Annotated in this window: 18 protein-coding genes and 2 pseudogenes; 3 read left to right on the top strand and 17 right to left on the bottom strand. The window is 61.6% G+C overall.

From position 1 onward, the window contains the following. A pseudogene (locus ABJO75_RS01365) lies at positions 1 to 383 on the top strand (IS5/IS1182 family transposase); the annotation flags it as partial. Between the two features lie 171 nt (positions 384 to 554). Here ABJO75_RS01365 and rpoN read toward each other — a convergent pair. The 15 genes from rpoN to ABJO75_RS01290 all read right to left on the bottom strand — a co-directional run bounded on the left by rpoN (position 555) and on the right by ABJO75_RS01290 (position 20,447). After that, positions 555 to 1,802 carry an RNA polymerase factor sigma-54 gene (gene rpoN / locus ABJO75_RS01360; protein WP_348126793.1) on the bottom strand — a complete coding sequence of 416 codons (1,248 nt, stop codon included), beginning with the start codon at positions 1,800 to 1,802 and terminating at the stop codon, positions 555 to 557. Between the two features lie 54 nt (positions 1,803 to 1,856). Further along, on the bottom strand, positions 1,857 to 3,302 hold the full coding sequence (locus tag ABJO75_RS01355) for a hypothetical protein (protein WP_348126796.1): 1,446 nt from the start codon (positions 3,300 to 3,302) through the stop codon (positions 1,857 to 1,859). Between the two features lie 3 nt (positions 3,303 to 3,305). Beyond that, a complete protein-coding gene (locus ABJO75_RS01350) occupies positions 3,306 to 4,325 on the bottom strand; it encodes a hypothetical protein (protein WP_348126798.1) in 1,020 nt (339 codons plus the stop codon). Further along, on the bottom strand, positions 4,325 to 5,545 hold the full coding sequence (locus tag ABJO75_RS01345) for a hypothetical protein (RefSeq protein ID WP_348126801.1): 1,221 nt from the start codon (positions 5,543 to 5,545) through the stop codon (positions 4,325 to 4,327). Before ABJO75_RS01345 ends, ABJO75_RS01350 begins: the two co-directional genes overlap by 1 nt. Positions 5,546 to 5,554: 9 nt before the next feature. Continuing rightward, on the bottom strand, positions 5,555 to 6,922 hold the full coding sequence (locus ABJO75_RS01340) for a hypothetical protein (protein ID WP_348126804.1): 1,368 nt from the start codon (positions 6,920 to 6,922) through the stop codon (positions 5,555 to 5,557). Between the two features lie 25 nt (positions 6,923 to 6,947). Then, the gene (locus ABJO75_RS01335; protein WP_348126807.1) at positions 6,948 to 7,979 is read right to left on the bottom strand and encodes a hypothetical protein; all 1,032 of its coding nucleotides are present in this window, start codon (positions 7,977 to 7,979) and stop codon (positions 6,948 to 6,950) included. Positions 7,980 to 8,006: 27 nt separating this feature from the next. Next, positions 8,007 to 9,758, bottom strand: coding sequence for a hypothetical protein (locus ABJO75_RS01330; protein WP_348126810.1), 1,752 nt, complete (start codon positions 9,756 to 9,758; stop codon positions 8,007 to 8,009). A 53-nt stretch (positions 9,759 to 9,811) separates the two neighbouring features. Then, a complete protein-coding gene (locus tag ABJO75_RS01325) occupies positions 9,812 to 11,275 on the bottom strand; it encodes a S8 family serine peptidase (RefSeq protein ID WP_348126813.1) in 1,464 nt (487 codons plus the stop codon). Then, entirely contained in the window at positions 11,272 to 12,087 is an 816-nt protein-coding gene (locus tag ABJO75_RS01320) for a hypothetical protein (protein ID WP_348126816.1), read from the bottom strand. The genes ABJO75_RS01325 and ABJO75_RS01320 overlap by 4 nt, the downstream gene beginning before the upstream one ends. Then, the gene (locus ABJO75_RS01315) at positions 12,084 to 12,332 is read right to left on the bottom strand and encodes a hypothetical protein (protein ID WP_348126819.1); all 249 of its coding nucleotides are present in this window, start codon (positions 12,330 to 12,332) and stop codon (positions 12,084 to 12,086) included. The genes ABJO75_RS01320 and ABJO75_RS01315 overlap by 4 nt, the downstream gene beginning before the upstream one ends. Then, positions 12,329 to 13,396: a hypothetical protein gene (locus tag ABJO75_RS01310; RefSeq protein WP_348126822.1), complete on the bottom strand. Its 1,068-nt coding sequence runs from the start codon at positions 13,394 to 13,396 to the stop codon at positions 12,329 to 12,331. The genes ABJO75_RS01315 and ABJO75_RS01310 overlap by 4 nt, the downstream gene beginning before the upstream one ends. A gap of 12 nt (positions 13,397 to 13,408) precedes the next feature. Further along, positions 13,409 to 18,139, bottom strand: a complete 4,731-nt coding sequence (locus ABJO75_RS01305) for a papain-like cysteine protease family protein (RefSeq protein WP_348126825.1) — start codon at positions 18,137 to 18,139, stop codon at positions 13,409 to 13,411. A 5-nt stretch (positions 18,140 to 18,144) separates the two neighbouring features. Then, entirely contained in the window at positions 18,145 to 18,513 is a 369-nt protein-coding gene (locus tag ABJO75_RS01300) for a DUF3467 domain-containing protein (protein ID WP_348126828.1), read from the bottom strand. Positions 18,514 to 18,713: 200 nt separating this feature from the next. After that, entirely contained in the window at positions 18,714 to 19,652 is a 939-nt protein-coding gene (locus ABJO75_RS01295) for a sigma-54 dependent transcriptional regulator (RefSeq protein ID WP_348126831.1), read from the bottom strand. A 510-nt stretch (positions 19,653 to 20,162) separates the two neighbouring features. Further along, positions 20,163 to 20,447 carry a hypothetical protein gene (locus ABJO75_RS01290; RefSeq protein ID WP_348126833.1) on the bottom strand — a complete coding sequence of 95 codons (285 nt, stop codon included), beginning with the start codon at positions 20,445 to 20,447 and terminating at the stop codon, positions 20,163 to 20,165. Between the two features lie 197 nt (positions 20,448 to 20,644). On the opposite strand from ABJO75_RS01290, the gene ABJO75_RS01285 reads away from it, so the two are divergent. Beyond that, positions 20,645 to 20,863 (top strand): hypothetical protein, encoded by a 219-nt coding sequence (locus ABJO75_RS01285; RefSeq protein ID WP_348126836.1) that lies wholly within the window; start codon positions 20,645 to 20,647, stop codon positions 20,861 to 20,863. Positions 20,864 to 21,158: 295 nt separating this feature from the next. On the opposite strand, the gene ABJO75_RS01280 is transcribed toward ABJO75_RS01285, so the two are convergent. After that, complete coding sequence (locus ABJO75_RS01280) at positions 21,159 to 21,638, bottom strand: universal stress protein (RefSeq protein WP_348126839.1); 480 nt, start codon at positions 21,636 to 21,638, stop codon at positions 21,159 to 21,161. A 122-nt stretch (positions 21,639 to 21,760) separates the two neighbouring features. On the opposite strand from ABJO75_RS01280, the gene ABJO75_RS01275 reads away from it, so the two are divergent. Beyond that, positions 21,761 to 21,988 carry a hypothetical protein gene (locus tag ABJO75_RS01275; RefSeq protein ID WP_348126842.1) on the top strand — a complete coding sequence of 76 codons (228 nt, stop codon included), beginning with the start codon at positions 21,761 to 21,763 and terminating at the stop codon, positions 21,986 to 21,988. Between the two features lie 234 nt (positions 21,989 to 22,222). Here the strand turns inward: ABJO75_RS01275 and ABJO75_RS01270 are convergent. Beyond that, positions 22,223 to 22,586 (bottom strand): annotated as a pseudogene (locus ABJO75_RS01270) (IS5/IS1182 family transposase); the annotation flags it as partial.

The raw sequence follows: 22,586 nt of genomic DNA, 5'->3' as shown, positions 1-22,586 counted from the left end.
CGGTCTCTCACTTTCTGGCAGACGGCGCTTACGACGGCAGCTCAACCCGCGATCTTCTCGTCGACCGCTTTGGCGCAATGATCGAGATTGCGATCCCGCCTCCCAAAAACGCAACCTTAAGCCCGAACGCGGCGTTGCATCCGACGGTACGTGACCGAGCTATCGCGCAGATCAAGGCCCACGGGCGGATGGCTTGGCAGAAGACCTCGGGCTACAATCAACGGAGCCGAGGCGAAACTCTAATGGGCCGCTGGAAGGCAGTTATTGGGCCCAAGCTGAAGGCGCGCGAATTCGAAAATCAGAAAACAGAAGCCAAGATTGGCGTCCGGGTTCTCAACCGGATGACAGGACTTGGCCGCCCACGTTTTGAACGCACCGCTTAGATTCCGTCTCGAGGAGGGCGCGTTCCGAGTTGCAGTTGATCTGTGCAACACGGCCTTGAAACTGTGGCTTTTCGGTCTGGGGCGTGCGTTGCGATGCTGGATGTCGGTTTGCTCCAGATCTCCTGTCGGCTGAAATGCCGCAACGGCAGGTGGTTCGCCAATCACAACTTTCTAGGAGTTCGTTCGATCCTGCATTTTCTGGATGCCCATCGTGCTGCGGTATTTTGCGACTGTTCGGCGCGACAGCCGGGTGCCGGTGTTCAAAAGCCTTGCCGCAATGGCGCTGTCAGATAGCGGATTGGCCGGATCCTCACGATCAATCAAACGGCGTATCCGGTTCTGAATCCTGCGGCGCGACATCTGTGCTCTGTGATCCTTGCCCAGTGACCTCGAGAAAAAGCGCGCCAGTTCCTGCATTCCGCTCGGGGTTTGCACCAATAGGCCCTTTGCCACCCGCCCAACCGTGCTGGCATGCACACCAAGCTGCGCTGCGACATCGGCGCGGCAAAGCGGTCGCAACCCTGTCAAACCGCGCTCCAGGTAGCCGATCTGGTGACCGATCACTTCCCGCGCCACCAGCAGCATCATTCGGTTTCGGCGCTCCACCGCAGTGATCAGCCCGCTGGCCGCATCCTGCATGGCACGCCATTCGGCCGGGCAATCCGGGCCGATCTGGTGCAGGGTCACATTAGGCAAAGCGGGATGATTCAATGCAATGCGCCAAGTATCGGCGTGGCGTGTAACAATCACATCGGGCGCGCGGATCGGTGCCGCACCATAATCAAACTGCGTGCCCGGCTTCGGGTCGCAGTGCCGCAGCCGATGCAGAACCGTTTCGACCTGCATACGCGTCAGGCCGGTCTGCGCGACAAGTGACGCGACGCCGCCATCCAACAACGCTTGCAGGTTGTCTAGTACCGTTTCCGTCACGCCATCAAACTGGCCCCGGTCCGCAAGCTGGAGCCGAAGACATTCCGCCAGATTTCGCGCGAAGATTCCGGCGGGCTCGAAACCCTGCATCACTTGCAGGATCGCTTTGGCATGACACACCGATACCGATGCGTCCGTCGCGATCGTATCGACGGACTTGCCAAGCCAGCCGCTGGGTTCCAGGGCCGAAACGAAACAGGCGGCAACACGCAGATCTTCGGGTGCAGACAAGACACAGCCGATCTGACTGAAAATATGCGCATAGAGGCTCTGGTCCGGGGCAGTGAGGTTTCGTCCGGCATCCACCACGGGATGACCGCCAGCGCGCGGCGGCCTCGTGTCCAGCAAGGGGTTCTCCCGCGCCGCCCGGGCGAGGTAACGGGTCAACTCCTCATTGCTCATGCGTAAGAGGCTGGCCGTATGACATATCCATGTCGACACGTGCAGCGTGGTTCTCGGTTCAATACGAAGGGCGGCGGCTGGGGTCATTGTTCTTCACTCGCTATGGTTGAGTATGCCATCGCTTCTCGATTCGGTCGAGCTTCAGGCGGCGGGAGCCGCTTCGGCAGCTTCGGTTTCACCGCTGCCGTTTTGGGCTACATCGTTGCTTTGCTCGCCACTCTCGGCGGCAGAGTCTTCGGTCGCGGCCTCGCTTTCGGTTGTCTCGGTCTCTGCTTCCTCTGCCGGCTGTTCCTGCTCTGCGCTGTCACGCGGTTCGGGGATGTCCAATTGATCCTGGTCGGGCGAGAAGTTTGTAGGTTGCAAGGCAGTGTTCAGGTGACCGGCCCGCGTATTGCGCTGACTGGTGCGACGCTGTTCGCGTGCTGAACGTGTTTCCAACGCAATTCGACGCTCCTCGGTCGGGTTCAGGGCATTGACCCGGATGCGGTTGACGTCGCCGGTCCCTGCCAATCGCTCAAGAGGCACGTAGTCGGTACGGAAGATCAGTTCTACGGCGCTATCAAGCTCAAGATCAGCATTCAACTCCTCCTCGGTCTGGGTGCGTTCGGTCGATACATATCCAATGGTGTTTTTCATTTTGGCCGATGCACCCCACGGTCCGAACTGCGCCTTGGCTCCGGCCGTCAACTCGTTACGGAAATCGAACCGCGAACCGCGATCATCTGAGGCAGCACTCGAGGCATCGATGTGGAATCTCATAGCCGCATTCAAGCGACCTGAATCGATCACAATCCTTTGCATCCCCATCATCACCATCGAAGCCAGCATCTGCTGTCGGTTGCGGGCCAAATAACCTCGTACGGGACCCACGAGCGCCTCCGGGCTGCCAGAAGGCAGGTTGGCTCCGGGAGCGAGGCCGAGCGCTGTCCGCAGCGCGCCCACTGACGGCATCTCACCACCCGGCAGCAACGCCAGACGCTGGTTCGCGGCCCGTTCGGCCTGCCACTCGGCGCGTTCCTCCGACGTCATTTCGGCGGGATCGTCAAATCCGTCCTCCGCGTCGTCACCTTCTATCTGAAACGAATTCGGAAACCGCTCCACCAACCACTGCCTTGCCCCCATGTCGCCGATATTGGCGTCGGCGAAACCGTCTGTCGTCGCAGCCACGTTCCGGATCAGCTCGACGTAGGATTCGATTTGTTCCTGATTGGAGTCGTTCAGCGCCTTGAAGACGCCGGTGATCAGCTCGCCCACGAACCGTGGAAAGGACACGGCGTTCAGGATACGTTCGGTCTGTGGCGCGATCCGGTCGACGGCGGTGCCGGAAAACGCATCGCCCGCCGATTGGGCCTGCGCCACGGGTTGCCGGATTGCCCGAGGCATCGGCGAGGGGGGCTTTGATCCCGCCTCGTCGGCGAGGTTCAAGGCCGTCGATGAAATGCGGACGAGCGACTGTGCGACCTCCTTACGCGTTTTCTCATCCAGCTGATCGTAGCCTTGCGCCGCGGTGAGGACCGCGCGCACCCCGTGCCGGACATCATCGCGGGTCCGGGTTGGCAATGCTGATGAGGCGAACGCCGCAGACATTCGTCACAACCGCAGGTCGGACCAGTCCGAACCGCCATTCCCTGAATTGCCCCAAAGCCCGCCGTCTGCCGCAGGCGAAGCGGGGGGGTGAGCCGCCTGCGCCTGCCATTCGCTGACCGTCAGCGACGCCTGCAACCAGTTAACCGCCGACCGGGTGATTGGGTCCTGCGGAGCGATCAGTGGCTGGCCGTACTGGCGCAACTTCTGGGCGGCCTCGGCCAGCCAGACGATAATCGTCATCCCCGCCCGGCCGCGTTCGACAAAGACACGCGGATCGCCGGACCGGGTGCGGGCCTGTCGCTGAATGGCCGTCACCACATCCCAGATATCGCGGGCGGCAAACACCTGCCGCAAGTGCATGTGTTTCAGGATCGCCAACGCCCGCTTTAGCGCCGTCATCAGTTCCGCCGCCAGAAATGGTGTCACGCCGCCACCTGCGCGCACCAGGTTGCCCAGCAACCTGCGCGCCGCCGACCGGATGCGGGCATTGCTGGCAGTATCCAGATGCGAAGACACCATCTGCCGTTCGTCCATCCGGTACATGGCTTCGCACAATTCCAGCATCAGGGTTTCAAAATCGCGATTGGCAATGCCGTCGGCACCAACCGAACCAAATGACGACCCAAAGAGGCGGCCATAGAATGCCGCGCGCTCTGTCGGGCTGGGGCGTTCGTTGCGCGCGCGCCAGAAGGTGTGCAACGGTTCGGCCACCGGCCCCAGATCGACGTTGATGGCCCCGGTCGCGGATAATGTTGCCAGCGTTTCCACCGACGAGATGATGCCCGCAGGCTCAAGGTCGGCGGCGAGATACAACGCCCCGAGCGCCCGCATCTGGGCCCGGTCGACCTGCACCGCCGCACTGGGCGGCAACTCGATATCGCCAATCATGTCGAGCCCGATGGCAAATACCGATGACAGGGCATCCCCGGCATGCCGGTCGCCTTCGGCAATCAGGCGAGCCAGCTCGGTCTCGGACGGGCGTGATGTTCCGGCGGCATAGCCAAAGAGCGGTCGTTGTCTCATCATGTGCCTCCCTCGGCGGGTTCGGCGTTGGGGTTGAACGGGGTAGAGTTCCCCTGGATGGTCGAGATCATTCCCGGCGTCGCCATTTTCTCGAGCGGCAGATAGTCGGATTTGAAATTCACCCGCACCTCGCCGGACAACCGTGATTTGACCTCGGCCTTGGATTCGGATGACTCGTCCACGGCGGAGCCAACCGTCGCAACATGTTCATGGCTGGTCGAGGTGCCGATCGATCCCGACACCGGCGAATACCAGGCGCCGTACCCGGCGCGGGCATGGAACTCTGACCGGTCGGTCTTTTGGTCGTGCATCGAGGCGGTATAGCCGCGGTTTGCTGTGTCGGACGCGCGCATGTCAAAGATCACCTTGGCCCTGATCGACCCGTCGGTGATGACGATCCGGTTAATGCCCAGCATCACCATGGAACTCAGCAGCTGCTGCCGCGACTTTGCCATTTCGATCCGCGCCGCCGTGACCAGTCGAAGCTCGGCATCCGCGTCCGAAAGATCCATCACCGGCGGGTTGACGTTCATCTCCTTGCTGATCCGGGCCAACGCCACTTCGGGTTCGTCCCCCGTTGCCTCGACACGGGCCACGGTCGTCGCCGTATCGCTGTCCTCGGCAAACATGTCGGAGGTCGAACTGAAGCCGATCCCGAGATCGCCGGGATATTTCTCGGCGAGATAGTCGCGTCCCGCCGCCTCGCCGATATTGTCGACCATGAACTGATCTACCGTTTTCGACACATTGGCGATCAGTTCACCATATGCGTGCATCTGTTCGATGCTGGCCTCGATCATCGCTTGAAAGACATTGGTGATCAATCCGCCGACGAATTTCGGAAAGTCGATCTTTTGCACCAGCGCGCCGTATTGCTCGACGCCTTGTTCAACCGCGCCCGCTTCGAAATCCCCGCCGGCGAAGCCTGGGCTTTCGGATAGATTTTTCTTGGTCTGTTCCACGGCATCGGCAAGGGTCTGCGCGCTTGGCTCGGCAATCGGCGCATTGGGCGGAGGCGGTGCAAGGCCTGCTTCAGCGAATACGCCGTCGGGGTCGGTCATATATGACAGCACCTTGGCGGTTGCGCCGGCGATGTCGCGCCGTTCATCCTCACCAAGCGCGCTAAAGGACGGGAGCGCCGTCAGCAGTGCCTTGGTCTGATTCCGGGCGGTCTCGAGCGCTTCGGGGCTGGTCCAGCCGGGGTGTGGGGCGACGGCCATTACATCACCTTATGCGTTCGGTGGTGCCGGCAGCGACCCTGCCGACGAACCGGACCCGCCAGACGCGTTGTCGCTCCCGGCCTGCGGGGCCTGTCGTGCCGAGGGAAGAACGTTTGGATCGACTGGAGTAGAATTGCCCTGGATTGCGGCGATCATACCGGGGGTGGCCATCTTTTCGAGCGGCAGATAATCGGATTTGAAGTTGACCGAGACATTGCCGGCGAGTTGTACCTTGGTCTGGATCTCGTTCACGGACCCGGTCATCGCGCTTGCCTGCGCGGTGATCACCGGCTTGTTTTCGTATTTGTACTTGCCCTTGGTGTAATAGCTCGAATCCCAGCCACCCTCGTCCTCGTCATCTCCCTTGTCGACATTGACCTCGCTCTTGTTGTCCCATTCGCCTTCGCCCGATCGCGTGGTCTGGACATTTCCCCATCGGTCACGGGCCACATCCATTGCGGTTGCCGACCGGCGCTGGACCTGCCTGTCGCGCGCGCGGAAATCGTACAGGATCTTGGCCGAGATCCGCCCGTCGGTAACGACGATCCGGTTGATCCCCATCAGCACCAGTGATGCCATCATCTGCTGCCGTTGCTTGGCGAGCTGGATGCGGGCATTGTGGACCAGCGCCTTTTCAACCTGCGCGTCGCTGAGATCGAGCGATTTCAGCTCTCCGTTCTCGAAGGTGATAGAGTTGTTGACCCGCTGCAACGCGTCGGTCTCGTCCACCCCGTCGCGCAGCTTTAGCTTGGGGCCTGCGCTTTCGTCATCGAACCCGCCCCAATCGCTTTCACCGATTTCGAACAGGTCGGGAAACTTGTCGACCATGTGATCGCGGCCCTGATTTTCCGACACGTTCTCGTCCATGAAGTCCTTGAGGCTGGTGGCGACAGATGCAATCAGATGGGTATATTGTTCCATCTGTTCCATCGACGAGGTCACGATGCTCTGGAAGACGTTCTGGATCAGCCCGCCCACGAATTCGGAGAACTTGACCTTTTCCAGAAGCAACCCGGCGACCTCGGCCCCTTCTCGTGCCGCCTGGGCCTCGAAATCGTCGGCGGCGATGTGCTTGACGGCTTCCATGCGTTCGTCGAACGAGGCTTCGTCGGCGGCTTTGCTGTCGGTGTTGCCAAAGATCGATTGTGCTTGGGCGGGTATCGGTACGCCGCCGACCTTGCGCCCGTCAAAGCCGTCCGGGCGCGCCAGATAGTCCGTGACCCTGGCCATGTCATGTGCCAGTTGCTGCTGTTTCGGTGCATCCAGAGCGTTGAACGCCTCGGACTGACGCAGGATCTTCTGCACCTCGTGACGTACGGTGGTGTCGGGCTTGTAGCTTTGGTTTCCCGGCTGCCGGTTCTCTGGAGGGGTAAACATCGCAATGGCTCCTTCGTCGTTCGTTTCAGGCTGCCGTTGGCTCCGCCTCGGCCAGTTCGAATTCCGCCGGGCGCAGATAGAGGCTGATACGGGGCGGGTGGACGCGGTTGGTTCTCAGGCTGATGATGGAAAACCGTCCGGGCCAATACTGATTGTCCGGTGTAAACGCGCCCATCCAACGTTCCAGCGCGCGCAGCGTGCGGGGCCGCTCTGACAAACCCATGGTCATCAGGCTGAGGAAGCTCGGCGGAACATCTTCAAGCGTTCCGATCAGCACGTAGATTTCGAAATCCGGCCCGTCCGAACCATGACCGAATGCCAAAAGAACCGAATGGGCCGGCAGTTCGAACCGTCCACCAAGGACGAGACCCAGTGTCTGCATGATGCTGCCCAGCCGGTGTCCCAGCCCAAGCGCATCGAGCGTCGGTTGCAGATCGGCCAGTTTCAGAGGTTGTGTGCAGGCAAAGGTCAGGCGCTGCTCACCGAGGTCGCGACGTGCCGCGATCGTCGTGAACAGCGGCACCAGTCCCGCAACCCCTTGCAGCGCGGTCATGGCAGTTCGGATCAGTTGTCGCGGCAGCCCGTCGATTGCACCCGATCCGTGTGGCGTTTCGTAGTAGACTTTCGATGTATACAGCCCGTTTCGGTCATGCGCGGTGCCAAAGAAGGCACCGTATTCCAGCCCGCCATTGTGCTGAAAGCCGCGATAGGGCTCGGAGGCGCGGTCAAACCAGCGCAGCGCCTCGCTGCCGGCCATACCGCTGACAAGGTCGCGCATGGTGGCAGTCGCCTCGTCTCGGCGATCGACACCGGGCGCTTCCGGCGGCAGGGGTTGCAGCGTTACCCGCATCTTGTCGGCCTGTTCTTCGGAAAACGACGGCTCGACCGGCAGCGCCATGGGCATCAGCATGTTCTGTGCATAGCTGGCTGGGTCGTCCCTGACAAAGGTGCGCCGGATGAGTCCGGAAAGGTCGCGCGATGGGTCGGCCGTGTGCAGGTGACTGGCCCATCGCGAAAGGTTGCGTTGCACCGTCTTGGATAGCGGTTGGGTGAACATCGGCTTTTCTCCTTGTTCCGGGGCCGCTCAATTGCGCCCGAAGCTGACGCCGAGATCGCCCATGTCTCCCAGCATGTCCTCGACGATTGACGGCATCTGGATCGGTCGCGAGGTTTGGACCGGGGCATCGCGGACGGCTGCCAGTTCCAGTGTCCGGGTGTCCGGGATTCCGCTGTCGGACAGCCACAATTCGCAGGCATTGACAAAGTCGAAGTCGTGCGGGTGGGTGATCGGTTTCTGTCCCGGAGGATAGGGCGACGGGTTGCGGACTTCGCCCATGTCGATCAGGGCGCGCGTTGCGGACATGATCCGTTGGGTGTTGTCGGCCAGCCATGCTGTGATGATCGTGCCGCAGGTTGCAAGCGTCTGGTACTTCAGTGTGTTCCGCGGACCGCCGGGCAGGTGCAGCGTGTTGATCTGGTCGCAGACCTGCCACATGTCGCGGGCACCGAAGTTGGCCCGGATTTCCGGGTTGGACAGCACGTCGATCACGAAGTTGAGTTGTTTCTGGAGCTCGTCGGCCGCGTAATACGCCATCCCGTAACCATGCAATGACAGGTTCGCCGCAAGATCGCGTGCAGATTTCCGCACCCGCTGCTGGAAGATATAGGAGGGATTCTCCGCTTCCCTGTGCATGTTGATCAGCTTGGAGACGTTCGAGCAGAGGTGCAGGATTAGCGGCTGGCATTCGGCATTGCGCTTGGTGCCGGGCTCGCCGCCCGGAACGCCGATGGTCTGGGCGCAGAACGTGCGTCTTTCCAGTTCCGACAACCGGTTTGGGGCGTCGCGCCAGTAGTTGTAGAGCAACCGGCCGGCATCGCCCGATCCGAGCACCAGTTCGCCGCGCTGGTCGGCCTCGACGCAATAGTCCAGACATTGAAAGGCCCGGATCTCGTCGAACATCGCGGCCACGATCATCACCCCCATCAGGCGGATGTTGTCGGGTACGAGGTTGTACCGCTCGACGGCCTCCAGATCCGGTGGATTGATGCCGTTGTCAGGCGCGATCACCTTGGAGTACGGGCCGGAATCGTTGATGTGCTGAAAGCGGTTGAGTGCTTCGTTGACACGGCGGCGCAGCTGAATTTCGTTCGTGGTGATACCGCGACGATGTAATTCGCGCATGACGTTCGCGAATTCGGTGGCGTTGACCTCGGGCTTGCGTCCGCCTCTGCCATCCGGGTCGCCTTCTCGCGACAGGATTGGCAGCACCATCCGCGCCAGATCTTCAAAGCCCTTGGCCTCGCCGAGGGCGGCATAGAATTGCTGGGTCAGCGCGTTCCATTGCGGATGGGTCTTGTCCGGTACAACCTGATAGCCGCCGGGTGTCTTGCCAGCTGCCTTGAATACCGGCGGACCTTCGGCGCCATCGACATCCAGAAGACCAAAGGTCAGGGCCGCCAGAACGATGGCTTCGTCGTCCGGCATAGACCCACCGCCGCCACTGCTTTTGCTGCCGGACGTCGTGGGCGGAGCGGTGTCCTTGAAGATCAGCGTCCCATCGTCTTGCGAAACCAGCATGAACCGCCGCGCGCAGTCGTCGCTGACGAACAGTTCGCGCATCCCGACGAAAAGCGGATCGACAACCTCGGGCGGTGACGATGCGCCGCAGATGTTGAGGACTTCGGTAATGCGGTCCAACTCGTCCTTTTCCGGTTGGGAAAGGGGCAGGTTGTCCGCGATTTTCTTATCAAGCTGGGCCTTGCGGTTGCTGAGCCTAAGTTGAGCCTTGGTTTCCCGCGCTGCTATATCGCGGAAACGGGTTTCGTACAGTGCCATTTCAAGTCTCCTTGATTGTGCTGTCTGGCGGGATCGGACCGTGTGTCAGAGGATCAGGCCGCATGGCGAAGTCCTCCGGGTCCGGGTGAATGGACGAGCATTTCATCCAGGGTCGTCAGTGCTGCGGCGGCATCCAGGATACCGGCACCGCAGCCGGAATGTTGTACGCCGCCCGGAAATGGTCGGGCGGAACGGATCAGGATATCGCGGGCTTCGCTGCCGCTAAGCGGTCGAGCGCGGCTGGCCGCACGCGAAACGAGCAGAGCGGCGGCAGCGGCCACAAACGGTGCCGCAAAGCTGGTCCCCGTGGCATATTGGTAGCTGCTCAGCGAGGTGGTCAGGATCCGTGCGCCGGGCGCGCACAGGGCCACGTGATCTCCGCGGGTCGAGAAGTCGGCCGGCTGTCCTTGTTCATTGACCGCGCCGATGGCGATGACGTTTGGAAAGGCGGCGGGCCAGAAGATTTCATCTTGCCCACTGTTACCGGACGCCGCGACAATCACGCAGCCGCGCGCGGCGGCATAGGCTATGGTGTCCTCGTGCGGTCGCGGCATGCCAGGAACCAGCAGGGCGTCACTGGTTCCGAATGACAGGTTCAGGACCTTGGTACCGAGATTGACCGCCAGCGTAGCCGCCAGATCGAGATCGGCGATCGCGCCCAGCCCGATCGGGTTGATCTTTTGTGGCACCTTGGCAGCGCCGAGCGCACGCATCGGGAGAATTCGGCAGGCACCCGCCAGCCCCGGAGGCATTTCCAGCCCCTGCGCCGCGATGATTCCGGCACAGCCCATGCCGTGGCCGACGAAATCGTCATTGGGCTCGGTATCGTCGTCGCTGTAGTCGCCAAGCAGGCGCACCCCCGGCGCGACATCGCCCGGTTGCAGTTTGACCGTGTCATATCCACCCGCCCGAAAACTGCCCGCCAGTTCACGATGACCCGGAGCGACGCCACTGTCGATTAGGCCGACCAGGATGCCGGGGTCGCCCCGCTCCAGTTCGAGCGCTTCGGTCAAGCCGACCATGTGGCGCGGTGCCCAGGCGGTTTCGTCATCGGTGCGCGTCGGGCGCTCCAGCCCCGGCGCGGCATCAAAGGGCGTCAGAGCGATGTAGTTCGGCATTGCGCTTTCGACGGTGGGCAGTTGCCGCAGGCAATCGCAAATATGAGCTATGGGCGCGCCGCTTGGGACACGCAGCAGGTAGGTGCGGGCGATTCCGGTGATTTCTTCGACATCGTCATAGCCTTGGTGCCTACAACCGACCCGATCCAGATTTCGCGCTGCGGCATGCAGCCGCGCGGCCCGCACACCCCCTGCATAGCGCGATACGACCCGGTCGATGGGGCCGCCGTCCAGATGATGCGCCGGGTCGTGGCAGCATTGAAAGACGTCTAGCGCTGCTGGTGCATGGCCCGGTGCCTCGCCCAGCTTGAACTTCACCAGGAAGCTGGTGGGCGAGGAATAGAGCCGGTCGTCAGGATCGGCCCATGGCATCGCGAGATTCATCGGGGGGCGTGTCATGGCGTGCCCTCCGTCGTCATCTCCGGCACCGCACCATTGGACGCGCTCGGCGAGGCAGGTTCGGCAAAGGCAGAAAGGTCAAAGCTCATGGCGGTGGCCAGGTCCGGCCCGGCCTCGATCCGCAGCTCGCCTGCCCATTGATCGGGTTCCGGGGCGAGCAGCATCTCGCCCGGCGTCGCCTTGAGGATTGGTGCGGGACGCCCAGCAATCGTCACGCGAGGCGTGCGTCCTTCTTCTGTCAGGTTGCGGCCCCTGACTTTCATGATCCGGCGCAGCCGGCCCGGCGTGTCGTGTTCACGGTCGACTGGCGTGACGTCTTCGACCAGCGGCACGGTCGCGCGGCGCAGCGCCTTGCGCAGCCGATCTACCGGCAGGTTGGTGACCCGACCGATTTCCTGGCTGCTGCCCGTCCGATCCAGTTCGCGCAGTTTGCCAACCGTGCGGACCCCGACCCATTCCAGTTTGCGCCGCTCCTCTTCCGTCAGGTCCTGCTCGAGCATGTCTAGGGGCTGGTCCTCGGGATCTGCGGAAAGGGCGGCGGCGTTCTCCTCGATCATCGGGCGGGTGATGGCTGTAAACACGATGTGGAAAACGCTGGCCTCTCCCTCGTTAGCGCCAGCCGGGCGAATGCGGATCTCGCCTGCGGAAAACTCCACATGGGCGCGCAGGTCGAGGTTGATATCCTTGATAGCAAAGGTCATCGGCAAGTTCAGATTGCGCGCCTTGACCGCCATCGCGGATTGTGCCTTGTCGAGTTGGCTCTGGACCGCCTGAATGAAGTTTTCCAGGGGAAGTGTTGCTTGCACGTTCATTTCGGTGCCTCCCCCAGAACAATCGACAACCGGGCCGGTTCCGGATCGAATGCGGTGCGACGCCTAAAGCGCGGCAGATCGCCCAGCAGCGCCCCGTCAAGTTCGAACAACCTGATGTCGAGCGGGACTGAGAGTTCCACCGACGTCACCCGCAGCGACGCGTTTGCCATTCCGTCTTTCGCCGACATGAGCGCGCTGTCTGCCAGTTCCGCCAACGATTCCGAGAGTGGGCGCAAAGAGGTCATGTCTCGCCTCCATCACTCGGCGACGGGGCAGCGGGCAGGGCACTGGCGGGCGCGGATGACGGTATCGTTTGGCGCGCAGGTTGCTGGACCGTGGTTGCACGGGCAGCAGCGCGGTTGCGCGAGTGCCGTTCCAGCAGCGCCAGTTCCGCCTGATCCATGAACCGGTCCAGTGGCAGTGTCTCCGATGCAAAATTGATCTTTACATCGCCATAAAGCCGCGCCTCGAGTTCGGAGTTCGACTGGGCGTTGACGTCGATGGTCGATACTTTGGTCACCGAGGCACCACGGCGCGATCCCCGGCTTCCCCATTCCGTCGCCCCCGAGCCGGGATCGCTGGATGTGGCGAACTCAAGCGAAGCGTTGTCCTGTGCCGACGCGCGGAACCGTAGCCGCGCGCCGATTGTCCCGTCGCGGACGATCACGCGGTTCATGCCGGTCAACACCATGGTCGCGAGCGTCGACAGGCGTTGCTGTGCAACCCGTTCGCGCGCGGCAGGCAATAACGAATCCTCGAGAAACTCGGGTGACAGGTCGTTTCCTTCCAGCCCAAAATCCGCCAGCCACGAGGGCGGCTCGGCGATGTCGTCCGGGTCGGCTGTATTGGGTGTCAGCCGATATTCCGGCCCGGCATTTTCAAGGCGCACGTCATTGGGATACTGTTCAGCCAGCCAATCACGCGCCTGATTCCGGGTGACGTTTTCCTCGGTGAACTGGTCGAGCGGTTTGGCCACCGCAGCGATCAGATCGGAATACGCTTCCATCTGCCTGATTGCGCTGTCGGTGATACCGTTGAAAGTGCCATCGATCAGCGACGCGACGAAGGAGGGAAAATCAATCTCGTCCAGCAAGGCACCGGTGCGGCGGCCCAGGGCATCGACCGCCTTTTCACGGGGCTTCTTCTGTTCCATTTCGCCAAACACAGCGGGCGGCGGGTCCTGCCGGGGCACCGGCTCGACAATCTCGTTGCCGAAAATGTCGCGTGCCAGAGGCGTGGCCATGGCGGCGGTACCGCCCCGGCGAGGAGGGGGTGGCGGTGGCAGCCCGTTTTTGCTGGTACCGGTCACGCCTGCCACTCCTTATGCCGGGATCAGTTCGGGAGCGGCGGTTACGTCACGATGCACGACTTCGTGTTTGCCAGAGCCGGAGAGCGTAACCTCTGTCACGCCGGTACGCGTCTCTTCGCCCGCCTTGGTAAAGCGCGTCCGAATGGTGACGGTCAGGCGGGTTTCGTCGGCGTCCGAGCGGCCCGGCGCGATGCCGGTGCGCACGTCCACCGACCAGCCGTCCCGTGCTGCGGGCCCGGCCGGTGCGGTGCGCACGTTGGCAACCGCGCCCGCGCCGTAGGACCAGTCGATCACGATGCCGCCTTTGCTGCGCCCGGATGCGCCATCAAGATAGGGCCAGTCATCGATCACGATCTGCTGACCGGGGATGGGCGATTGCTCCATCGCAGGCGGCATTTCCGGCATCACCGGGCCGTCCATCAGGAACAGATGATATTGCACGCCGCTTCGCTCGACATCGGAGAGGTGGATGGTGACGCCGGGCGGCGGGAAATCGTCATCGGGTTGCGGCTGACCGGGTACGCCGGTGCCGTTCGGGATCGGCATTGGGGCAGAGCTTACGGACCCATCGGGGACGGGTGCCGGCATTGGTGGCATCACGGGCATCGGCGTGGCTGTGTTAACGCCAAGCGCCGCGACGGTACCGTCATTTCCGCTTCCGTTGCCTGTGCTGGGCTGGCCATAAATTGCCGGATCCAGTGGTTGCGATTGCTTGGGCGGTTCCATTGGTGGTTCCGCAGCTGGCGCGGGTTGGCGCGCAGCGGGTGCGGGGGCCGCCGACTGGAAACCGGTTGCGATTGCCTCGGCAATCTCCTCGATCCGGGCACGCAGGCCGGGGCCGGGAAGCAGCCGCACTGCCAGCGCCAGAGGCATGTCCTCGGCATCCAGCAATACCGCGCCTGTCGCATCGCCGTCGGTCGAGAACGACCGTGCCGCCGCCCATTGCGTGAAGAGATCCGGCATGCCTTCGGCAATGGTAAAAAGTAGGCGAGCTGAACCTGCTAGGGCCTGGGCTGCGGGTGTCGGCGCACCATAGCGGAACACGGTTCCGCCCGGACCAACGCCGACCCCTGCCGCGCCATAGCCTTCGGCGCTGTCCGGACCTACCGCAATGGTCCAGCCACGTTCAGCGGCCAGCGCTGGTAGCCCGGACAATGCGGAGGCATGATCTGCGCCCAGTACCCGCGTGATGCTGTCGGTCCAGCGCTGATCGACCGGGACACCGTTCGGCCCGCTGACCTGGGTCACGGATGCCGGGGCAATCGGTGCGGTGATGTTCGCCATGGTGATCTGCGGCAAGGGTACGGGGGTCGAAGTGGGGGGAGAGTGCGGCGCTTCCTCGTTTGTGTTTGAAGGTGCTGTAGCTGGAGGCAGGTCACCCAAGCCTGCGGCATAGCCGGGCGGAAGGTCGCCGCCGGTGTTCAAGGTATGGCCATCGGTGCCATCGGCGTGCAGGACTTGCAGCTTGATCGAGGCATGGGCTGCGGCAAAATCGTTGAACTCGGCAACGAAATCCTCCCATTTCATGATGTAGCGGCTGCCGGTGACATGGGTGCTGGCATAGCCACCGGGGCTGCCGGGGGCACCGACCGCGCGATCCCAGGGATCGGTGATGCGAACATACAGATCATCGCCCTCTGAATAGAGGCCGGTGACGACGATCGCGTGCAATGACGGCAAAGCGACGCCGACCCAAAGCGGACCGTTCTCTTCGAGAAGATCGCGGAAGGCCTGCTTGGAGTAGCTTTGGCCGGGTTCCGCCTTCAAGCCCAAGGCCTGTGCCAGATGGTTGAAATCGTTCGGACTCAGCCCCTGCGCAATCGGCCGGTTGGCAATTTCGGCAATGGTACGCGGCGACAGGCTGATGCGGTCGCGCCAGCCGACAACCATCGCTGCCGCGGCAGCCCAACAGCTCAGGTTAGTCGGCTGGGCAACCTGCTGCACGTCGTCCCAGTTAATGGTAAAACTCTCATTGAAGCCAAGGGCCTGTGCCGAAGATCCCGGACGGGCAACGGTCACCCAGCTGGTATCGACGTCGATATCGCCATATCCAACGAGCGATGTCGGTCCATTGCCGGCAGCTACTGGATCGTAGCGATAGATCGACTTGCGGTTGACATAGAGCTCATGCGCGGGAAAACCGTCATGCTGACCGACCGCCTTGATTTGGATGGCACCGTTATGCATCCGGAAGAAGACTGCAACATCGGCGTCGATATCCGGTGCCAAAGATTGCAATGGCATGGCACCGGTCGCATGCACTGTGACAACCGAGGCGTTTTCGAGTGCCGCCTGGATGGCTCGTCTCCCGGAGGTGCCGGTAAAGACATTCAGGTTGTCGTCGCTGACCCGCAATGTATCGCGCTCCGTCACTCGCGCCCCGGATCGTTTGTCGAGCCACCAGTCCGGTTTGCCGGAGACATGGAAGGTATCATCGCTGTCATAGGCGGTGGATTCCCCCCAGGAGCGGTTTGCGATGCGCACGCGATCGATCCCCATGCCGGGGGTGAGTTTGACGTTGGCGGTAATCTCGCCGCGGCTGCTGCCGGAGGCGTGTGAAAAGCCACGCCCATCACCGCCGTAGTCGTCCGAAATCGGACCGCTGATCACCGGTGAGGGAATGAACATCCGGTACTTAATCTCGATAGAGTAAGGATCGGAATCGACCCCCAGGGCGTGCGCCGGGGCAGCCGCGCCGCCGCCGGACCGTGCCGGGCTGTGGCTGAGTGCGGCGGTTGCGACCGGCCACGAGAACTGTCGTTGAAACGGCGTCAGAACGGTCGCCGACCCGCCGTTCCGGTTGACATAGGCCACAACCTTTTCCTGAAAGCTCTCCCAGAGATCATCGGACCCAAAGAAAGCCCCTGTATCAACGATGCCGCCGGTATTGGCATAGGTGAACCGGTCTGCGCCGCGCGTATACAGGATATATTTGCTATCTCCATAGTTGCGAATGCCGAATTCGCGGTGCCCGCTCACCGGATGGCTTCCGGTATCGGGGGCCGTCAGGGTGGTGAACCGCCATTTGCGCGCCGTGACCATCGACGCGACGACAGCAGCGTTGTCCGGGCCCGCGATATCGAGGTTGAACACCGAACCCACCGGTGAAGATCCGCGCCATTTTGTGCCGTCGGCGGCCGCGTATGGTTTAAACTCGGTGTTCCGCTCGTCCACGAAATCCGCGATGTTGACGCGGATATGCCGGATCAGGCTCTCGGCGGTCTTGCCACGCGGCAATCGGTCGATCCGGACTTCGTACCTGTCGATATTCAGATCGCCGTTGGCACTTCTGAATGTCTGGACGCTCATTCCACGGCTGCGCACGGACGAGGAGATTGACGATGGCACGCTCCAGGTCAGCAGGTCGCGCCACACCGGAACATAGCGCCGTGCATCTACAGCGCTGTCGCGCAGCAAAGGTTCGGCTATGACTGGAGAGTGGCCAAAGGCGGCTGCAAAGCCAAGCTGCTCGGCGACGCCACGCTGTACGCCGGTATAGACATCGAGTGGCGAGCCGACGCCGATGCCGATCTGGACCGTAACGCCAAGAAACTGGTGCGCGCTGTCGAAGATCACGTTACCGCCGCCGACGATACCCTCGCCGGCAGAGAAGCCAGCGACATAGCTGATGCCGGAAAACGCCCCGACGCCGCCGTTTAGTACCGTCAACTGGACCGTCGCGCTGAGCGAGAAGATTGCGCCGAGGTCAAGTTCGGCAGACCCGTAGACGCCGAGTTCGTCGTCGGGAGCGAAGATGATGCCGTAGCCAAGACCGGCGCCGACTGCAAAACCACCAGAGACGCTTGGCCCGATGGCGACCGACAGGCCCGCGGCATTGGCCGCCCTCACGCCGGTCATGAACAGGGCCAAGGCGGGATTGCTGAATTCCATTGCCCGCAATGCAAGGCGCAGCGCGCTCCCCATGGAACCGGTCGACGGTGCTTGTGCAGGGTGTTGTTCCTCGACTTCGATGTCACGCACGACCGGTTGATCGGTGTTGGCATTGACGCCCAAGGCTGCCGCGATTGCTTCGGTTTCGGTGTTCTCTTCGCCGGTGGCATCTTGATCGGCGGTTTCGGCGCCGTCCTGCGTTCTGTTGGTTGCTTCAGGTTCTTCTGTGTCATCGTCGGGCAGCGGAGGCAGATCGCCAAACCCGTCATTATAGGGTGCCGGGGTGGCCGAAACCGCTCCGTTCGCGGCGGTTTTGTTGCCTGCGGCAGCGCCGCCATTACCAGCGGCGGGCGTGGTCGCCTCGGTGCCCGTCCGGTCGGAATCGCCGGCCCAATGCAGGACCGCTTCACCGTTCTGTCCAAATCCCGGCGGTGTGCCTCGTGTGCCACGGCTGGGGAACACCCGCACGCGCCGCAGGCTGCGTCCGGTCAGGCCTGCCAACGAGATATAGATGCTGTCGGCGTCGGGTCGGACCTGAACCTGATAGGAACCTCCATTCCCTGCGGGCTTGGTCGCCAGTGCGAAATAGAGCCGTTCCTTGCCGACAAACCGGGCGAGCACCTCGGGTGGCAGAATATACACGGCCTCGTCTTGTTCTATGGGCAAGGGGCCGATCGAGGCGGTGGAAAAGAAGTTGTCAGGGGAGCGTTTCGAGGGATCATCGAACAGCGTCGGGTCCGTTGCGACGGCCACCTCGGCGTATTGCGGTCCACCATGGGCGCGGATCGTGAATCCCAGCATGGGATAGCGGTCGCTGATCGAGATGCGGTTCGGGCTGAGGTCTGCGCGCATTGGGGTCACCTGTCTGTTGGGGCGTCGGTGCCGGAACGCTCGGCACGTGTTTTGCGACGGGCCTGTTCGGCACGCCGTTCGAATTCGGGGGAACAGTTGAGAACGGAGGCGAGAGGATCGTCATCGCGGACATCCGCGATCGGGCCGAATTCCTGCTCGAATTCAGCCACCGACCGTGTCATCAGGCGCATCAACAACTTGGCATGGGTCGGCCCAAGGGCAAAGCGCCTGTTGATGACGGCCTTGCCGCGTTGCGGATCGACCTGACCGAAATCGAGCAGGAATTCATAGGCGTTGTGACCCACTTCAAAATAGTTGGCATAGCCGGCGACGATCATTCGTCCGTTGTTGCCGGGTACAGTTTCGTCGGTCATCGGCAGGTCTCCATCCGTTTCTTTCAATACATGCAAGAAACGTGCCAGCCCCGATATTCCCGGTTTTGCGGCAGTCCGCCGTCGCATCTGTCACAGCGCGGTGTCACAGTGTGACACCTGTTTGTTACAGGGGATCAGCGGCTTTTGGAGAATGGACAAAGTGCGCGCCGAGGCGATGCCCGGGCCCTGACGTTCGGTTCCTATCGTGGGATCAGCGGGCTTTGCGCAATCCGGTACTTCGCGATCTTGCGGTAAACGCTCATGCGCGAAATATTGAGCAGCCGCGCCGCTTCGGCCTTGTTCCACTTTGTGCGGTTGAGCGCCGCGAGCAACCGGTCGCGCTCGTTCATGGTCGTTGTGCGATGCCCGGCGATCAACCTGCGAAAAGCCGGGGGCAAATCGGCCACGGAAATCCGGCCGTCCGGTGGGTCGATGAACACCGCTTCGACCATGTTGCGCAGTTCGCGCACGTTACCGGGCCAGTCATAATCTTCGAGAAGCTCGTGTAGGCTGCCATCGGGCGGGCCGACATCGCGACCGTCGCGCCGGTTGAATTCATCGATGAAACTATTGACCAGAGTGGGGATATCATCCAGCCGGTTGCGAAGCGGTTCGATTTCGATCCGGGCGACGTTCAACCTGTAATACAGATCGGGGCGGAACTGCCGCTTGCTGATCAACGCCTCCAGATCCTGATTGGTCGCGGCAACCACTCGTGTATCGACGGTCACGTTGTCATCACAGCCGATCCGGTCAATTCTTCCGTTCTCGAGAAACCGTAGCAGCTTGGCCTGACCGTAAAAGCTCATCTCGCCGATCTCGTCCAGATAGAGCGTTCCACCGTCGGCCTGGGCGGCGCGCCCGTCATAGCGCGCCACCGCGCCGGTAAAGGCACCGCGCTCATGGCCGAACAGCTCGGTCTCGATCAGCCCCTCGGGAAGCGCTGCGCAATTGACTGAAACAAACGGTTCGTCCTTGCGGCGGCTCAGCACATGCACGGCTTCGGCGACGCGTTCCTTGCCGGTGCCGGTCTCACCGGTAATGAGAACGGGGGCCGTGCTTTGCGCGACCTTTGGCAGAAAATCGCGCAATCCGCTGGTCGATTGACTCTCGCCCTTTATCGAACCCAAAATGTCCAATGGTTCATCTTTTCTGCGAGCAGTCGCGCCACAGTCGGACCGCGCCTGGGGAACGAACGACGACTCGCGCAAATCGTTTGTTAAAACACCCGTGCACTGGAAATCGCCAAAAATACTGCGACAGTTCTCCAAAAAGGTCGATCTTGGGCGAGCCCAGCAACCCCAGATAGTATTGCACATCTGTCCCCAGAAATCGAGCGCCCGAAGTAGATAGCGCCACTGATTCTGGAGCCGTGTCAGACGGAAACGGGTCAAGCGGGCATGGCGAGAGCTACGCCGGCCAGGGTGCGATCTGCTCGGCATCTCCTGTAAAGCTGCGCATCATAGCGGTTTTCGTTTGGCACGACCGTGATGGGGATCGCCAAGTGGCATCGCCAACTTGTTTGGGGTCCTGTGGCTGTCTTACCATTTTCGATGAGCGCTCCATCCACCATGCCCCGCCTGAAAGGTTACCGCTTCCCACGCGAGATCGTCGTCTATGCGCTACTCGTCCTCCGCGCACACGCGACTTTACCACAGATGGGATGGTTGTCGCCCGGTGCACTGGAAATCGGTGTCGGCGCAGGAACTGCGCGCCCTGCTCAGCGCGCGCTGAACACTGCAGAAGTCGATGATCAGCATCAAGCTCTCGATGCGGGGCCTGTTACGCGGGTTCGGACTCAAGCTCGGGCGGATCAGCCGTCGGCGGTTGCCGGAACGCGCCCGCGAACTGGCGGGCGGCAACGAAATGTTGACGGTCATGGTGACCTCGATGCTGCGCGGCCAAACCGGGTTGCGGTCGGAATTGACCCGCATTGAGCTTCGTTTGCGCCAGACCGCGCGTCAAGACCGGGTCTGCCGATTGATGATGACCACGCCGGGAGTTGGCGCCATCATTGCTCTGCATGTGAAGGCCGGCATCGACGACCCGGTGCGGTTTCAATTTTCGAAGATGGTGGGCCCGCATTTCGGGCTGACGCCGAGGCGCGATCAGCCGCGCCGGGGATCGAACCGTGAGGACCGCACTGTTCCGGGCGGCCCCAGTGATGCTCTATCGTTCCCAATCGAAGAACTGGCTCAAGACTTGGGGCATGCGGGTTGCGCAGCGACGTGGCATGAAGCGCGCGGTCGTCGCCATCGCCCGACGTCTCGCAGTGGTGCCGCACCGGATGTGGAACGACAACACACCATTTCGGCTGACCCAACCGACCGTAGTCGGGGTACCCGGATGATCGACAACGACGGGTCCGAAAGACGGAACCATCCGCCCCAGCCTCGACCCCGAAACCAAACTGAACCTGGTGCTCGCGCCGGTTCTCCGATGTCCCTTCGCCGGGACGCGGTCTCGACGAAGCCGCACGTTCGCTGGTGCCGCCCGCAAGGTCCGAGCATGCTTTAAAGATCGGCACGCGAGATCCCACTGACAATGCCGTTCGGAGGCCTAGCAAAACCGATCGCGATTAGACGACACCATCAAGGCTCGTCCCCACATGACAATGCCTCTCCCGCAGCTCCTTCAAAGCAAACCTATTGGTTCGACGAGTTCGTCTCGGCCGCTTTGAACAGATCGTCGTCGGTAATTTCAAGACGAGCGACCAGCAAACTGCAATTCAGACTGTCGCTTAGGGATGTTGTGACTGATCCACGCAGCCATCTCGCCATCATTCCTTGTTTGTGATGCCCGACGACGACCAGATCGGCAAGGATTTCTTGTGCCACGAAGGTAATCCGCTCTGCGGCCGGCCCCATTTCCAGCCGCACTTCTGCACTCAGCCCCATTCGGGATAGACGTTCCCTGCCTTCGTCGAGGATCTTCTTTAGATCTCCAGCCGTCTCGCGCTGACTGTACGCTCCAACTTCACCGGCCAAGTAAGGATCGAACACGGGTTCGACGACAGCCAAGAGCACCACCCGAGCACCACAGATTTGCGCCAACTGCGCGCCTTCGCGCAGAGCAAGTCGTCCCTCGATGGACCCATCATAAGCTAACAGAATAGTGCTATACATGGAGGCCTCCGACCTGCGACAGTGGCTGAAGTCTGCACAAATTATACATCGCGGTCGCTCAACCAACAATCATTAAGATTCCAATCTTGGGGTCGACTCCAGGTGGGGGCGGAATCGACCCCTTGAAAGCCGGAGAAATCAGCCTGTCCAACGCCGCTTTCTTCACCATCACCGAGAATGAGACCAACGCGCTGGCGGTTCTGGAACAAGTCCGGGGCGAACACCACAGCGATGACCAGATCAAGCAGATGCTCAAACCTGAATCCGGGCGCCGGTTCGAGATCAAGCCCAGAAGGCGTTGGCGCGCTGCCATCATCCCACGGCTTGCTGAAGCCGGCCGAGGCATATGATATCCATAGCGACGACCTCAAGGCCGCGGCCTGACATGAAACCAATGCTATAGCTTAGACCGGCGGAAAACTGGTCGAAAATCTAGGACGACCTCTCGGTGCCCTGTTCGCTTAATCTAAATCAACGAAGCCGAGCTCTGAATCCTATACCATTTATTCAGAACCTAAGGGGGATCGGACTGACCATGTTGCAGGGATCAAGTTTTAGGCGAGTTTGTCTCAAACCCATTGGTCTCAGAAGACACGCTCATATGCCGCACGACCGAGAGCTGTCGTGCGGTTGAGTGCGTTTGAGGCAATTTGCGCTTCAGCGATTTGATTGTCAAAATCACGCGCTTGCAGGCGATCACCGATGACTTGTTTCCAACCGCCGATCTGGGTCTCAACATGTGATCTCTGATTGTATCCAGTCTGGGATTGCCAGTTCATTCTGCCATGTTCGGCGATGGCATCGATGTGTTGATTGCGCCTGATATTCGCGCCGTGAACCGCGTTCTTCGGAGGTGGCACAATGATCTCTATCTCGGGTCCAAACTTCGACACCAGACAGTCTACGACGCCCTCGCCGTCATACGCACCGTCCCCGAGAAATCGGCCC

The sequence above is a fragment of the Sedimentitalea sp. genome (genome assembly GCF_039973035.1).
In the GTDB taxonomy this organism is placed as follows: Bacteria; Pseudomonadota; Alphaproteobacteria; order Rhodobacterales; family Rhodobacteraceae; genus Sedimentitalea.
The sequence above is the reverse complement of the archived record's forward strand: the minus strand, read 5'-3'. Positions and strand labels throughout refer to the sequence as shown.